This is a genomic window from Nitratireductor sp. L15S-10 (assembly GCF_045011005.1).
In the GTDB taxonomy this organism is placed as follows: Bacteria; Pseudomonadota; Alphaproteobacteria; order Rhizobiales; family Rhizobiaceae; genus Nitratireductor.
The window spans coordinates 80625-94807 of record NZ_CP120674.1 but is presented as its reverse complement, the minus strand read 5'-3'; the positions used below and the strand labels follow the sequence as shown (position 1 = coordinate 94807).

The following is a 14183-nucleotide window of genomic DNA, read 5'->3' as shown; positions in this document are numbered from 1 at the left end:
TCCCTTCGCTCGCCTTTCCCGATCGTGTGGATGAACGGTTGGCGGCAGCTTTTACGCTGACAGTATCCTTACTGCCGCTGTCTCGCTATTGAGGCCGCCCGGACCCTGTCACGTTCCCGACGGGACAGGTGTCCAGGGGCTTCTGAGTGGTTTCGCCTATTCACCCAAAGGAGAGATTGTAAGCTTGGCTTTCAAAGGGGTGCGGCAGAATGCATGGAGAAAACACGTCTGTTCCGCCACCTCGAGCATAGACTGGGCAAACGCGTCTGTTTCATCACTTCGAATGTGAACATGCGTCTCCAGTGGCGCTGCCTCGCCGGCCTTCCCGGTTTTGCCGGTAGCTCCCCCTCGCGAAAAATGAAAGTCCTGAATGATCTGATAGCTCTTGAGTGGCTTCTTGATCATCGCAGAGTAACGACCGAGCTGCGTCATAAAGCAGAATCCAATACCTGCGCTTATCAATGCCGCGGCTGACGGTGCTCTGCCCTCTTCATCCGAGGTGAAGTGAAAAACCGAACCGTGTGGATTGTAAACGTGCTGTCGGATCTTCACGATGCCGTCCGGCTGGCGCTTCGCATATACCCGCAGGTGAAGCATCCGATTTTGCGTTTCCGTCAATGCCCCGCCTGCAAATGTGGTGGTATCATTCATTATCGGGGAAGGTTGCCTCGTATGCTCAATAACACCTTCCCAGTTCCCATCCAGAATATCGAAGCTGTCTTCCTCGAAGGCAGGTAGAAGAGGATCAGAAATTTTCTTGCTGCCAGGTATATCGATCTCGGAACCGTTGTGGCAAAGCCGGAAAAGACTTTCTTTCGCTCCCCTCATCAATCCGTTGAGTGGTGATGATGCAATAGAATCGAGGATCAGCGATCTGAGTGTGTCGGAATCGTGCCTGGAACTGATTTTGGCTTTTAGCTCGATGTCATGCGCAGATGCCTTCATTGTGCCTTTGGCAAATGAGCCATTCATCGAATAAAAATTGTCTTGTATGACTTCTATGTCATCAATCTCAATCTTGCGAATATCTGCCAGCGCGTGAATTTCATTCAGATAGGACGCCACCATTCCCGCAGAAAGATAAGCGAGCGGGGGAGGTGCTTCGTCATGGCCATTCAAATAAGCGCCCTCATCTGACAGGAGCCGCCAGGTCCGATCGGCGTTCGCCTCGGATATGAGCGCTTCCTTCTGCATCACTGTCAACGAACGCACAACAGTCCGCGTCGCGTTTCCCAGCCGGGGAGATGGAGGCCGAAGATTGCCTGGAGCAGACCGCAGCGGGATAGCCAGCGGGTGGTTTTGTTCAGCGATTACGTTGGCAGGTCTCATTTCAGCTGAAGTCCGTCTGTTGAACCATGGTCTGTTTTTGTAAGGCTGATTGTTGTGTGTCGTCAATGCCGAACGAGCACTTTCCCTGATCCAGGACGCGGCTCGCCACTCTTTTCCTGATTTTATGGACCATGGTCCAATAATTGTGTATGGCTTTGTTCCAAGCACGAAGGCCGCGAGGGCGGGTGTTTGATCTTGGTGCCGGGAGGAACGAATATGCGAAACGAGATGAACGTTGAAACAGGGTTGTTCATCGATGGTGTGGCTCGGTCCGCACAAGATGACCGAACCTATGCGATATACAATCCCGCTCGTCCTGATGAGCGTGTTGGCCATGCTGCAAGAGGTTCCGTATCCGATGTGGATGCGGCTGTCCGCGCTGCTCACACGGCGTTTCCGTCATGGGCCGAACGCTCCTATGAAGAGCGCGCCAGGTTGCTGAGGAAGATCGCTGAAGTTCTGGTCGCCGATGAGGACGATGTCGCTTTCCGATCCAGCCTGTTTTGCCGTGAGCACGGGAAAATTCTGAAGGAAACCCGGCTCGAGATGACGCGACTTGGTGACCGTTTCCTGCTTTCGGCATCCTATGCGGACCGGCTTCAGCAGGACGAGACGCTTCGCGGCCCTCCGTTTGACACGATCATCACGCGTCAGCCTCGCGGTGTCGCTGCGTTGATCGTGCCATGGAACTGGCCGCTCTCGATTCTCGGCGCCAAGTTGCCGCAGGCGCTCATCGCGGGAAACACGGTAGTCGTCAAGCCGTCACAGAATTCTGCACTGGCGCCGACGCTGACACTGCACAAGATGGCGGCGCTTTTGCCGCCAGGCGTGCTCAATGTGGTGACCGGAAGCTCAGGCGACATCGGCGACGCCCTGGTGGGGCACCCGCTTGTCCGAAGGGTCAACTTCACCGGCTCCATTGAGGTGGGCAAGCATGTCATGCGTACGGCGGCCGAGCACCTGACCCCGGTGACGCTGGAATTGGGCGGCAACGACGCGGGCATCGTGCTACCCGATGCGACGCTTGATAGCGGCGCCTTCATGCGCATGTATCTTGGCGCGTTCATGTCGACTGGGCAGATCTGCATGGCGCTCAAGCGGCTCTACGTTCATCGCTCGCGCTATGACGAGGTGGTGGACGGTCTTTCAGCAGCCTGCGCGCGGCAGGTGGTCGGCGACGGCATGCTGCCCGACACGACCATGGGGCCGCTGAACAACCGCAAGCAGCTCGGCATCGTGCATGGCATGATCAAGGAGGCGCGCAGCGCCGGGGCGGAGGTTAAGGAGTTCGGCACCGTGCCAGACGCGGAACTCTACGCGAAAGGCTATTTCCAGAAGCCGACGCTGGTCTTCGGGCCGGAGCCGGGCCTCAGCGTCGTGCGCGACGAGCAGTTCGGCCCGGTACTGCCAATCATACCCTTCGACGACGAAGCGGAAGCCGTGCGGCTCGCCAATGACAGCGACTTTGGCCTCTGCTCTTCTGTTTGGACGGAGGATCGCGACAGGGCACTCGCCATCGCCCGGCAGCTTGAGGCTGGCTATACCTACATCAACGGACATGGTCCTACCGCGCAGGACAGCCGGGGGCCGTTCGGCGGGTTCAAGCAGTCGGGCATCGGCCGCAATCTGGGCTACGAAGGCGTGCTCGAGTTTCAGGGATATCATTCGATCTCGGCGCCCGCCGGCTGGCTGGACGGCGCCTGACGACATCCGCGCCCCTGCAGGCAAGAGACAGCCTGCAGGGGTATTGTTTACGCATTCAAATTTGTGGACCATGGTCCATTTTAATCAGAATGATGCGCTGCAAAAGACCAGAGGAGCGCGGCGCATCCATGGAGGAGACGTTCATGCGCCTTTTTTCTCACGCCCGACGCCCGGTTCATCTTGGCCCATATCCATCGGAGAGGCTGGGCCGCACGCAGGACATGCCAGACCTGACACGGGTGAGGGGCAACGGTACGCTGCGCGAAAGCTTCGACAACGATCCGCTGCATCTGGGCAAAACGGTCAGCGATTACATGTGCGCACTCGATGCCGTCCGTGATGGGGATCACAACCCGTTGCGCGCCGAAATTCCCGACAGCCCGCGCGAGCGGGCTCAGCATATGAAGGCGGCCGGCTATTTCCTTGACAGCGCTTTGGTTGGCATCTGCAAGATTGACGCCGCGCACCGGTTGGCCGAGCCTGTCGAGCACCCGCTGCTTCGCACCACCTCATATTCCCACTCCGAGGAAAAGCTCCGGCTGCGGTTCAATCCGGGTGCGGTGATACGCCAGATGGGGCGGGCCCTGGAACTGGCCGACAGGCCGTTGGACCATCACACCGATGCGGTCGTCTTTCTGGTGGAATATCCGCGCGATCCCGGCGTCAATGAGCCGGGGGCCGACTGGATCACAGATCTGCAGGAATGGCGCGCTGCCTTGCGCAGTGCCGAGACGGCGGCGGTGGTGGCGAACTACCTGCGGGTGCTGGGGTACGAGGCACGCAGCCATACGGCCACCACGACAAATTTCAACCTCAACCGGCTGGCGGTGTCGGCGGGTCTGGCGCAGGTTGGTCGTGATGGAAAGATCAGCAATCCTTTCATCGGAACGCGTTTCGGCCTGTCTGTCGTCACGACGACGCTGGAGATGGAGCCGGATGAACCGCTGAAGACGCAGAGCCTTGCTGATCGCATACGCGCCAAGGGTGCAGGCTGGTGGGTGGGCTATAGCAGTCCGAAAAACGCCCGCAACCAGATTGATTTCGCCAGGCGCAGTTTCAAGGACAGCCGCTACCCGGTAGAGAAGCTGAAGCGTGTCGAGAAGACGACAACCTATATTGACGAGGAGCGAATTCCCCGCGTTCCCAAAAGCAGCGAGTTCTTTCTTCGTGCAGCCTTTGGCGATCTTGGCAAGGCCCCGATGGAGGCATCCAAGGACGGGTATTCGGTCGCAAAGGCACCGCTGGCGGCAGCGTTGCGCCTTGCACTCAATACCTATTCGCTGTTGCAGCGGGGCAAAGAAGCGCCGCAGCGCGCCGGCGGGTACGAAGATCCCAGGCGCAATGCGGACCTGATCAAGGCGACGATGCACTTCCTCGGGGCGGATATCTGCGGCATCTCGCGCGCGCCCGACTGGGTCTGGTACTCCCACCGTCAGGACGGCAGCGAGATGGAGGTTCAGCATCCACTGGCCGTTTCGGTGATGATCGATCAGGGCTATGAGACCATGGATGGTGCCAGCGGAGACGACTGGATTTCAAGTGCCCAGTCGATGCGGACCTATATGCGCGCCGGCCTTGTCTGTGGTGTCGTGGCACAGCATCTGCGGTATCTCGGCTTCTCGGCAACAGCGCATTCGGCAGCCGACAGCGATGTCATCCAGACACCGCTGGTGCTGCTGGCGGGCCTTGGGGAGGTCAGTCGCATTGGTGAAACCATTCTCAATCCGTTTCTCGGGCCCCGTCTCAAAACCGGTATTCTGACCACCGATTTCCCGATGGAGGTGGACCAGCCTATCGATTTCGGTCTCCAGAAATTCTGCGGCTCGTGCAACAAATGCGCCCGCGAGTGCCCGTCAGGAGCTATCTCATCGGGCCCGAAGGTTATGTTCAACGGGTACGAGATCTGGAAGGCGGATGTGGAGAAATGCACTCGCTACCGTGTAACAAATCTCGGCGGCTCGATGTGTGGACGCTGCATGAAGACCTGTCCATGGAACCTCGAAGGTCTCGTGCGCGAAGCGCCGTTTCGCTGGGCGGCAATGAACTTTCCCTCGGTGGCCAGGCTCATCGCCCGACTGGACGATGCTGTGGGGCGTGGCAAGATCAACCCAGTCAAGAAATGGTGGTGGGATATCGCCAGTGACGGAACGGGCAAGGTGGTGAAGGCGGTTGAGACCAACCGCCGCGACCTCAACCGCCACATCGACCTGAGATACGAGGATCAGACGCTTGCCGCCTATCCAGCCCCGCTGGCACCACCACCGCTGCCAATGCCCAATCCTGTCGACCGCGAGGCAGGCATCGCAGCTTACAGGGCACTGCTCGATCCCGATGAATACCAGGCGCGAGTCAAGCGCGGTGAGACGGAAAATCTGACCCCAGGCCTCACCAGACTGTCGGGACCGTCACCTGTCATCGTTGCCCGCGTCAAGCGGCGTTGGCAGGGTTCCGCGGACGGCAAGATCGACCTGTTCGAGATCGAGACCCGTGACGGCTCGCCGATGCCCGCTTTCACCGCCGGTGCGCATATCGATGTCACCGTTACCCCGCAGTTCATTCGCCAGTTCTCGCTGGCAGGCGACCCACAGAAGCTCGACACGTATCTTGTCGGTGTTCTGCGCGAGGACGAAGGGCGCGGCGGTTCGAAAAAGATCCACCAGATGCTGAAACCGGGCGTTCCGGTCGTCATTTCACAGCCGCGCAATCATTTCCCGGTCATCGCTGAAGCCAGACGGCATCTGCTGCTGGCCGGTGGCATCGGGGTGACACCGTTGATTGCCATGGGCCATGAGCTGCACAGGGCAGGTGCCGACTTCACCCTTTACTACAAGGCGCGGACACGCGCCCAGGCGGCCTTCATCGCGGAGCTGGAGGAAGTGCCATGGTTCGATCGCGTTCGCTTTCATTTCAGCGACGAGAACCGGCTCGACATCGCCGATGTTCTTGGCGACTATCGGTCCGGCGATCATCTTTACACATGCGGTCCTTCGCCCTTCATGGACGCGATCTTCGAGACGGCGAAGGCCAGGGGCTGGCAGGATGACGCTCTGCATCGAGAATATTTCTCCGTTCCCGACGGCATGGAATACGAAAACCACCCGTTCACACTGGAACTCGCCAGGTCCGGAGCGGTGATCGACGTGCCTGCAGGCCTCAAGGCGACCGAGGCGCTTGAGAAGGCTGGCTACGTCGTCGATGTCAAATGCTCGGACGGTCTGTGCGGCGTTTGCTCAACAGGCTATCTTGAAGGAGAAGTGGAACATCGGGACTTTGTGCTCAGCAGGGAGCAGCGAAAAAAGCGCATGATCTTGTGTTGCTCGCGCGCCGCTGCCGCCGAGGGGCGGATCGTTCTGGACCTTTAGGCACGAGAACGGCCCGGCTCACGTCATGCGGGCCGTTCTACAACAGCCAGGTATCAGCCGAGGCGCGCGAGGAGCTTTTGTGCAAGAAGCCGATAGTCGGCCTTTTCGGTCTCGCTCAGGTCGTCGATCTGCAAGGAACCGATGATCTTCTGCCATTCGGCAGTGGCCTGCGCCATGCGTCCCGACAGGCCGAGATCGGCGGCCGTCTTTGCGGCTTCCTCCATCTCGGCGGCGCGCCGCGTGCCATGCACCATGGCGCGCTCGAGCATGTAGGCCGAGCGCTCGGCCCAGCCGAAACCCGGAAAGGTTTTCTCAAGCGAAGAAAGAACCACCTCGTCGACGCCCTCGCGGGTCGCCGACAGAACGCATTCGAGCACCAGCGCCTCGATGCCCTTGACCATGATGCTGCGGATCATCTTGATCGCGGATGCCGTTCCGACCGGTCCCTCGGCCGGCGCCGGGCGCATGTCGAGAGTCTGAAGGGTGGCCAGCGCTTCCATGGCATGCGGGCCACTCACCAGGAGCGGTGCGTGATGGCGCAGGGGCAGAACAGGCGACATCACCGCCACATCGACATAGCGTCCGCCGGCAGTCTCGATTGCCTTTGCCGCTTCCCGCTTGGAGGACGGGGCACAGGAATTCATGTCGCAATAAAGGGCGCCAGCGCCGATATGTGCGGCCACCTCGCGGGCCGCATTTTGCGCCTGGTCGGCGGTTACTGTACTGAAAATGAGGCCGGCGCCTTGCAACGCTTCCTTGAGGGTTGGGCAGCCCACCACACCGGTGCGCCCGTAATCTGCGCGCTTGGCCGCCGCCACGCTCCCGATCGGGTTGTCGGTCTTGATGTCGAACGCCTTGACCAATTGGCCTTGGCGCGCACCCCATCCGCCGACGAAGGCGCTTGCCGCTTCGCCGAAACCGACAAAGGCTATGGTCTGCATGGTGTGTCCGTTTCCTGTTTCAGGGCTGGATAAGGGCATCAATACGATCGATGGCGCGCATGGCTGGCAGCACGTCGCCGATGGCCGATCGGACCGGTCCAACTCCGTTAATGGCGTCGATGAAGGCCTGATCCTGATCGAGAAAAGCCGCGCCGGACAACGGTATCGGCTGGCGCTCGTGATCCTCCAGCACATCGCGGAAGACATGGAATGTGCCGCTGTCGCCGATATAGCGATAGAATCCGCCGAACGGGCCGCGGTTGTTGAATGAGAGGGCGAGGGAGAGCAGCGGACCGCCGTGCGCCTTTAGCGCGACGCTCATGTCCATGGGAATGCCGAGTTCCGGATGCAACGACCCCGCCTGGCCAAAGGCGCGGGGATCGGGATCGCCGGTCAGCCAGATAAACAGGTCGATCGTGTGGCAGGCATGATGCCACAGAAGATTGTCGACCCAACTGCGCGGTTCGCCATGCATGTTCAGATTGGTGCGCCGGAAGAAGAATGTCTCCGCCACAAGGTGCTGAAGTGTGAAAGAGCCATCGTCGATCCGCGCCTTCAGATGGCGGTGAGCCGGCGAGAATCGGCGGGTATGGGCCGCCATCGCCACCTGGTGGGGCCGAGAACCGGCGAGCGCGGCAAGCGCCTCGCAGGAGGCAAGATCAAGACCGATGGGGATCTCCGCGAGGACGTGCTTGCCGGCGTCAAGCGCCCTGGTCGCATGCTCCGGGTGGAGGGCGGACGGGCTGGCGACTATCACCGCATCGATGTCGTCGCGTTGCAGCACGGCGTCGAGATGGGGCGAGGTCGCAGCGATGTTCCATTTGTTGGCGAAGGCAGCCCCCGCCGTCGCCTCGCCATGGACCAGCGCCACGACCTCCACTCCGGCGATGCGCGACAGTGACTGCATATGCGTGTCAGCAATCGCGCCCTCGCCAATGACAGCGATCCGCACCATGTTTCGCCTGTTCGCCCGTACTCTACTTGTTGCGGTAACAGGCGAGGCCTGCCGCGGTCAGCGAAGCTGATACATGGTAGTGCTGATACACCTCCTCCACTTCCAGGTTCATGGCGCCGCGCGCTACAAGCCACATGATGAGCTCGGCGCCCTCATGGCCTGCTTCCTTCATGAAAACGCCGTTCGGGATCCTCGTCAGGGCCATCGGGTCGGAGATCATCTTGTCAAGGAACATGCGGTCGAAATTAGGCTGCATGAAGCCGGAACGCTCGCCCTGAAGCTGGTGCGACATGCCGCCCGTCCCCATGATCAGCACCCGCGTATCCTTGGGATAGGCATCGACTGCCTTGCGAATTGCCTGGCCCAGCTTGTAGCAGCGCGCCGCGAGCGGCAGCGGGAACTGGATGGTGTTGACGGTGATGGGGATGACGCGGGTCGGCCATTCCTCCACCTCGCCGGCGGGACCGCCGAAGAACACGCTCATGGGAACAGTGAAGCCGTGATCCACCGTCATTTCCTGGAACATGGTCATATCGAATTCCTGGGCAACCAGGTGTTCGATCAGATGCCAGCTCAGATCCGGGTCGCCCTGGAATGGCGGGATCGGGCGGGGCCCCCAGCCTTCGTCGCCCGACAGATATTGTTCGGCGGCGCCGATGCCGAAGGTTGGTACGCGGTCGAGGAATACTTCCAGACCATGGTCGTTGTAGACGACGATGGTAACGTCAGGCTTTAGCTCCTTGACGAACTCCTTGGCTGGGAGATAGCCGTCGAACAGCGGCTTCCAGTAAGGGTCCTGCGTGATTCCGGTATCCATGGCGATGCCGATGGAGGGAACGTGGCTTGTCGTAACGGCGGCAATGATTTCAGCCATGGAAACCTCCTATTGATCCCGGTGGGCGTTGAGCTTGGCGCGGAATTCCTCAAGCGTCATGCTGTTCTGCTGCGCTCCCACATGCTGCATCGAAACATGGTCGATCGCCGCGAGCTTGAACACGTAGTAGATGTTGCCGCCGGAGCGGATCATGCCGATCCAGTCGCGTTCGAGAACCAGCCGTTTCGATTCCTCACTAAGGCCAAACCGGTCGCAATATGCGACCTCGTCGGCTGCGAATGCCTCGCGATTTTCCTGTTTCGTCAGCGACATGCACATCTTGTTGAGCGGGTAGTTCTTCTGGCTGCGAGCGCCGTCGAACAGATACGTGCCTTCCAGCGAGCGGGCCAGCCGCTTGTCTTCCTCAATGCGTTCGGTGATCGATGGCGTGCTGCCGCTCTCTTCATTGGACGATGACATGAATGCCTCCTTGTTCGCACAGAAGCGGAACCTGTCGCTCCACACTGGCATCAGGGGAGCTGCAACTGAAATTGGAATTGCGCGCCCCATTATTCATTTCCTGCACAAGCCGTGATGCATCTCCCCGGAAAGCTTTTTGTTTTCCGCTAACAAGGCATTCATCGGCATTGATTTGTGTAGTGACTGCGAGTTCAATCCTCGAACGGAAGGCCGATATATTGCTCGGCAAGTGCTGCCTGCGCGCGCTCGGACACGCACAGATGATCGTAGTCGTTGATACGCACCTTCTTCTCGAACGGCGTTTCCTGCGGGAAGACGTGCAACAGCTTGGTCAGCCACCAGGAAAGCCGTTCAGCCGACCAGACGCGGCGCAGTGCCATCGCCGAATAGCCGTCTAGATAGGCGTCGTCGCCTTTTGCGTAGTGGGTCTCGAAGGCTCGGGCCAGATAGTAAACATCCGAGACGGCCAGGTTGAGCCCCTTGGCGCCGGTCGGCGGCACGATGTGCGCGGCATCGCCGGCGAGGAACATGCGGCCGTAGCGCATCGGTTCGGCGACGAAGCTGCGCAGCGGAGCGATGGATTTCTCGATGGACGGGCCGGTGACGATCTGGTTGGACAGCTCGTCGGGAAAACGGATCTTCAGCTCTTCCCAGAAACGGTCATCGGGCCAGTCGTTCAGATCGGTGTCGAGGTCGCACTGGATATAGTAGCGGCTGAGCATGGGATTGCGCTGCGAAGCGAGCGCGAAACCGTTGTCATGCTGGGCGTAGATGATGTCGGGCAGGGGCGGGGTCTCCGACATGATACCGAGCCAGCCGAACGGATAGACCTGCTCGTAGGTTTTCAGAATATCGGCAGGGATCGACTGGCGACCGATACCGTGAAAACCGTCGCAGGCGGCGATGAAGTCACAGTTGATGCGTTCCTGCTTGCCGTCCTTGATGTAGGTCACATAGGGCTTGTCGCCCGTTAGGTCATGCAGCTTTACATCGGCGGCCTCGTCGATGATCTCCGCGCCCGCTTTCTCCCGTGCTGTGTATAGGTCCTCGGTGATCGCCGTCTGGCCATAGGCCATCATTGGCTTGCCCGTATATTTGACGGTATCGATGAAGAACGGATTGCGCCCTTCCCATACGATGTGGGTACCATCATGGAGATGTCCCTCGCGGTCCATGCGCTCCCCGAGACCCACGTCGCGCAGCAGCTTGATGGTTCCATATTCCAGCACGCCGGCGCGTATGCGCTTGAGCACATAGTCCTTGCTCTGCCGCTCCAGAACGATGCTGTCGATCCCCTTCAGATCGAGAATATGGGAAAGCAGCAGCCCGGCAGGGCCTCCACCGATAATGGCGATGCGCGTTTTCTTCATGGTTCGAAATACCAGTGTGGTGACTCTTGATGGCATTTGCCGCACCGGGGATGCCAGGCGCGACGGTCTGACCGGACAAACCGAGGCCGGAGGCATCAGTAAAGGCTAAGGTGACGGCGTTGTCAAGAAAATGAACTATGGTCTGTCTAGTGGACCGACAGCGATCCAGTCTGGTCGGTTGCAAGCAAGGCAGATCGGACGCTGGCGATTTGACAGAATCGGATTTTTGGAAAAATCTCCCCTTTTTTCTCGCCACGATCCGGCGGGCATGGAGCTGGTATGATCGATACTGATGAAAAGTCTGCGTCGACAGGCGTACGGTCTTTGTTGCGCGGGCTTGAGATTCTCATTGCAGTGAATGAAAATCCGCCTGCTACAATTACCCGGCTCGTGACACTCACCGGGCTGCCAAAAGCAACGGTGATCCGTCTCCTGGCTACGCTTAGATCTGCCGGGTATGTGCGCCAGAACAGCGATACCGGGGCTTATGAGCCCCTGCCGCAGGTGCGACGTCTGGCCAGCGCCATGATGGTCGAAAATCCATTTCTCACCGAGGCGCGGCAGCGGTTGAACGTTTTCGGTCTGCAGGTTGGCTGGCCATCCGATCTGCTGATGGCCGAGCCCGATGCGATGGTGACTGCAGCCTCCAACCGCGATACCTCTCCCATCCATCTGCGCCGCTTCGAGCAACGCCGCTTTCCGATTTTGGATTCGGCTGCCGGCATGGCGTATCTGGCTGCGCTACCGCAAGAGGAACGGCTTGAGATTGTCAAACGGCAGTGCGCTGCACTTGATGATGGCGGCAACGTTCAACAGCGCGTGGATGTGACATTGCAGGCGATTACCGAAGTCGGCAATCAGGGCTTTTCGATGCACGATTACAATGCGCCGATGGCGGGCACGCGGGCGGTGGGTGTTGCGGTGGTGTCGCAGGGCCGGCCCGTCGGTGCACTGGTTCTGATCATTCTCAAGGGAGCGGTCACGGACGGACAGCTGCACGAGCAGTATCTGCCGGCGCTGCAAGAGTGTGCTGCGGGTCTTGGTGCCGCCTATCATCTGCACAAGGGTGTTTAGAGAGCGCTTTCAGATGTCCGACCGCAAGACGCGTCAGACCTCTGCCACGATCGTTCTCAGGTGCTCGAGCAGTCTTTGCTGCGGTACTGAAGGCATCCACCCTTCGCGCATTGTGATGCCGATCGAACGCTCGCTGCCTTCGAGCGGGTACGCGACCTCGGATAACAGCCCCAGCTTGATCTCATAGTCCACCTGACGGGCGGAGATAATGGTCAGCCGGTCGCTGTTCATCAGCAAACCGCGCAAGACCGTAAGGGACCCGGTCTCTATTGGGTGGGCGTCCTCATTCGGCCGGTTCAGCGCGGCGTAAAAACTGTCGAAATAGTCTCTGGCAGGCGCTCCGGCGCGCGGCGCGATCCATGGAAACGCGGCCAGGCTCCGGCGCGTTATCGATTGTCCGGACAACAATGGATGACCGCTTCGCCCAACGATGATCAACGGGTCCACAAAGAGCTCTTCCTGCACAAGCTCTGGCGGCAACTGAGCACGCCGAAGCGCTCCGATGATGATTTCGATATCGCCGTGTCGCAGCGCTTTCGACAGATCCGCATAGGGGGCGTCGACCACGGTGATATCAAGCATCGGGTACTCGTCGGTAAGCCGCATGAGCGCGCTAGGCAGGAGGCTGGTCTTTGCCAATGGAAGGCAGCCGATGGCAAAGCGTCCGGCGAAGCTGCCCTTCCAGCCCTGGATGTCGGCTCGGGCTTGCGCGAACTCTCCGAGCGCCAGCTTTGAGAGCCGTGAAAATTCCACTGCCTGGCGGGTGGGCTTTATGCCTGCGCTGGTGCGTTCGAACAGGGCGCAGTCCAGTTGCGCCTCGAGTTCGCGGCAGGACCGATGAACGGTCGATTGTTGCACGGCGAGTTGCTGTGCCCCCAGGCGGAAACTCTCGTGCTCGACAACCGCGATCAGGGCTCGCAACTGGCTGAGCGTGAAGCGTCGGTGCAGGTGTGGCGGCGGTCTGTTGGCGAAGCGCGCCGCATACTCGCCGGCGCGCCGTAGATAATGCGTGCCGCGGCCGATGCGCTTCAGATAGACCTCTCCCGGTTCCGTCGTCAGCATGCCCCGCCGCCGGTTGAACAGCTTTACGCCGAGTTGCGCCTCGACCTTGGCGATCCCCTGTGTCAGTGCCGGTTGCGACAGGTTCAGGTGGTCGCAGGCGCGCGTGATGCTGTGGGTCGCAGCGATCGCTTCCAGTGCCTGAAGGTGCTTCAGATTTGGGATGTCGGCGTATGGGTCCAATGCAGGCCTCCGGATGATGGGTCGATGCATAACGCGCATCTTCCCATAGCGCGAAATAGAAATTGCGCAAAATGAATAGTTCATCGAGCCCGGGGCAACATTCAAATTGGCGGATGCGCCGCGAATGGCGCTAGCTTTGCGAGCTGAAAGACACAACAGCAAGGTAGTGATCGCCCAATGGCCCACGACAAGACCGCTCTCGTAATCAGTGCCCATTCAGCCGATTTCGTCTGGAGGGCGGGCGGCGCAATCGCGCTGCATGCAAAGCTTGGATACCAGGTGACGGTCGTCTGCCTGTCCTATGGAGAGCGTGGCGAATCCGCGAAGCTGTGGAAATCTGAGGGCATGACCCTCGACAAGGTCAAGGCCGAGCGTCGCCGCGAGGCCGAAAACGCTGCCCGGGCGCTCGATGTTCACGATATCCAATTCTTTGATCTGGGCGATTATCCGCTCGAGATCGATCGCGATGCGAAGTACAGGCTGGTCGACGTGATCCGCGCCGTGCAGCCCCGTTTCATGCTTAGCCACTCGCATTACGATCCGTACAATCTCGATCATTCGCATGCCACGAAGATCGCCATGGAATGCCGGATGATCGCGCAGGCCTGGGGACACAATCCCGGCGAAAAGGTGCTCGGTGCGCCGCAGCTTTATCTCTTCGAGCCGCACCAGACCGAGCAGATGGGCTGGAAACCGGACACGTTCCTCGACATCACCGACGTCTGGGACAAGAAAATGCAGGCCATCGAATGCATGGAAGGCCAGGAACATCTCTGGCACTTCTATACGAATGTCGCCGAGAACCGCGGCAATCATTTTCGCCGCAACTCGGGAGGTCAGTCGGGCGGCCGCCCCGCCAAATACGCGGAGGGTTTCCAGTCTGTTTATCCGCGCACCATCGACGAACTGTAG

11 protein-coding genes are annotated in these 14183 nt (G+C 59.8%); 4 read left to right on the top strand and 7 right to left on the bottom strand.

Translation table 11 applies throughout. From position 1 onward, the window contains the following. Nucleotides 1-156: 156 nt before the first annotated feature. Nucleotides 157-1194: an OsmC family protein gene (locus P2W41_RS00415; protein ID WP_404933998.1), complete on the bottom strand. Its 1038-nt coding sequence runs from the start codon at nucleotides 1192-1194 to the stop codon at nucleotides 157-159. Nucleotides 1195-1557: 363 nt separating this feature from the next. Here P2W41_RS00415 and P2W41_RS00410 point away from each other — a divergent pair, with 363 nt between their 5' ends. Together P2W41_RS00410 and P2W41_RS00405 are read left to right on the top strand one after the other, a co-directional pair. Continuing rightward, on the top strand, nucleotides 1558-3033 hold the full coding sequence (locus P2W41_RS00410) for an aldehyde dehydrogenase family protein (RefSeq protein WP_404933997.1): 1476 nt from the start codon (nucleotides 1558-1560) through the stop codon (nucleotides 3031-3033). A gap of 143 nt (nucleotides 3034-3176) precedes the next feature. Next, on the top strand, nucleotides 3177-6395 hold the full coding sequence (locus P2W41_RS00405) for a 4Fe-4S double cluster binding domain-containing protein (protein ID WP_404933996.1): 3219 nt from the start codon (nucleotides 3177-3179) through the stop codon (nucleotides 6393-6395). Between the two features lie 53 nt (nucleotides 6396-6448). Here the strand turns inward: P2W41_RS00405 and P2W41_RS00400 are convergent, their stop codons facing one another. From P2W41_RS00400 to pobA, 5 genes are all read right to left on the bottom strand, one after another. Continuing rightward, nucleotides 6449-7336, bottom strand: a complete 888-nt coding sequence (locus tag P2W41_RS00400; RefSeq protein WP_292898461.1) for an NAD(P)-dependent oxidoreductase — start codon at nucleotides 7334-7336, stop codon at nucleotides 6449-6451. Nucleotides 7337-7355: 19 nt separating this feature from the next. Continuing rightward, nucleotides 7356-8291, bottom strand: coding sequence for a Gfo/Idh/MocA family oxidoreductase (locus P2W41_RS00395; RefSeq protein WP_404933995.1), 936 nt, complete (start codon nucleotides 8289-8291; stop codon nucleotides 7356-7358). 22 nt (nucleotides 8292-8313) lie between these two features. Then, nucleotides 8314-9165 (bottom strand): class III extradiol dioxygenase family protein, encoded by an 852-nt coding sequence (locus P2W41_RS00390; RefSeq protein WP_404933994.1) that lies wholly within the window; start codon nucleotides 9163-9165, stop codon nucleotides 8314-8316. Between the two features lie 9 nt (nucleotides 9166-9174). Then, a complete protein-coding gene (locus P2W41_RS00385; protein WP_404933993.1) occupies nucleotides 9175-9585 on the bottom strand; it encodes a protocatechuate 3,4-dioxygenase in 411 nt (136 codons plus the stop codon). A gap of 191 nt (nucleotides 9586-9776) precedes the next feature. Further along, nucleotides 9777-10955 (bottom strand): 4-hydroxybenzoate 3-monooxygenase, encoded by a 1179-nt coding sequence (gene pobA / locus P2W41_RS00380; protein WP_404933992.1) that lies wholly within the window; start codon nucleotides 10953-10955, stop codon nucleotides 9777-9779. 279 nt (nucleotides 10956-11234) lie between these two features. Here pobA and P2W41_RS00375 point away from each other — a divergent pair, with 279 nt between their 5' ends. Next, nucleotides 11235-12029, top strand: coding sequence for a helix-turn-helix domain-containing protein (locus P2W41_RS00375; protein ID WP_404933991.1), 795 nt, complete (start codon nucleotides 11235-11237; stop codon nucleotides 12027-12029). A 33-nt stretch (nucleotides 12030-12062) separates the two neighbouring features. Here the strand turns inward: P2W41_RS00375 and P2W41_RS00370 are convergent, their stop codons facing one another. Further along, the gene (locus tag P2W41_RS00370) at nucleotides 12063-13457 is read right to left on the bottom strand and encodes a LysR family transcriptional regulator (protein ID WP_404933990.1); all 1395 of its coding nucleotides are present in this window, start codon (nucleotides 13455-13457) and stop codon (nucleotides 12063-12065) included. Between P2W41_RS00370 and P2W41_RS00365 the strand changes: the two genes are divergently transcribed. Beyond that, the gene (locus P2W41_RS00365) at nucleotides 13449-14183 is read left to right on the top strand and encodes a PIG-L deacetylase family protein (RefSeq protein ID WP_292898468.1); all 735 of its coding nucleotides are present in this window, start codon (nucleotides 13449-13451) and stop codon (nucleotides 14181-14183) included. The genes P2W41_RS00370 and P2W41_RS00365 overlap by 9 nt on opposite strands.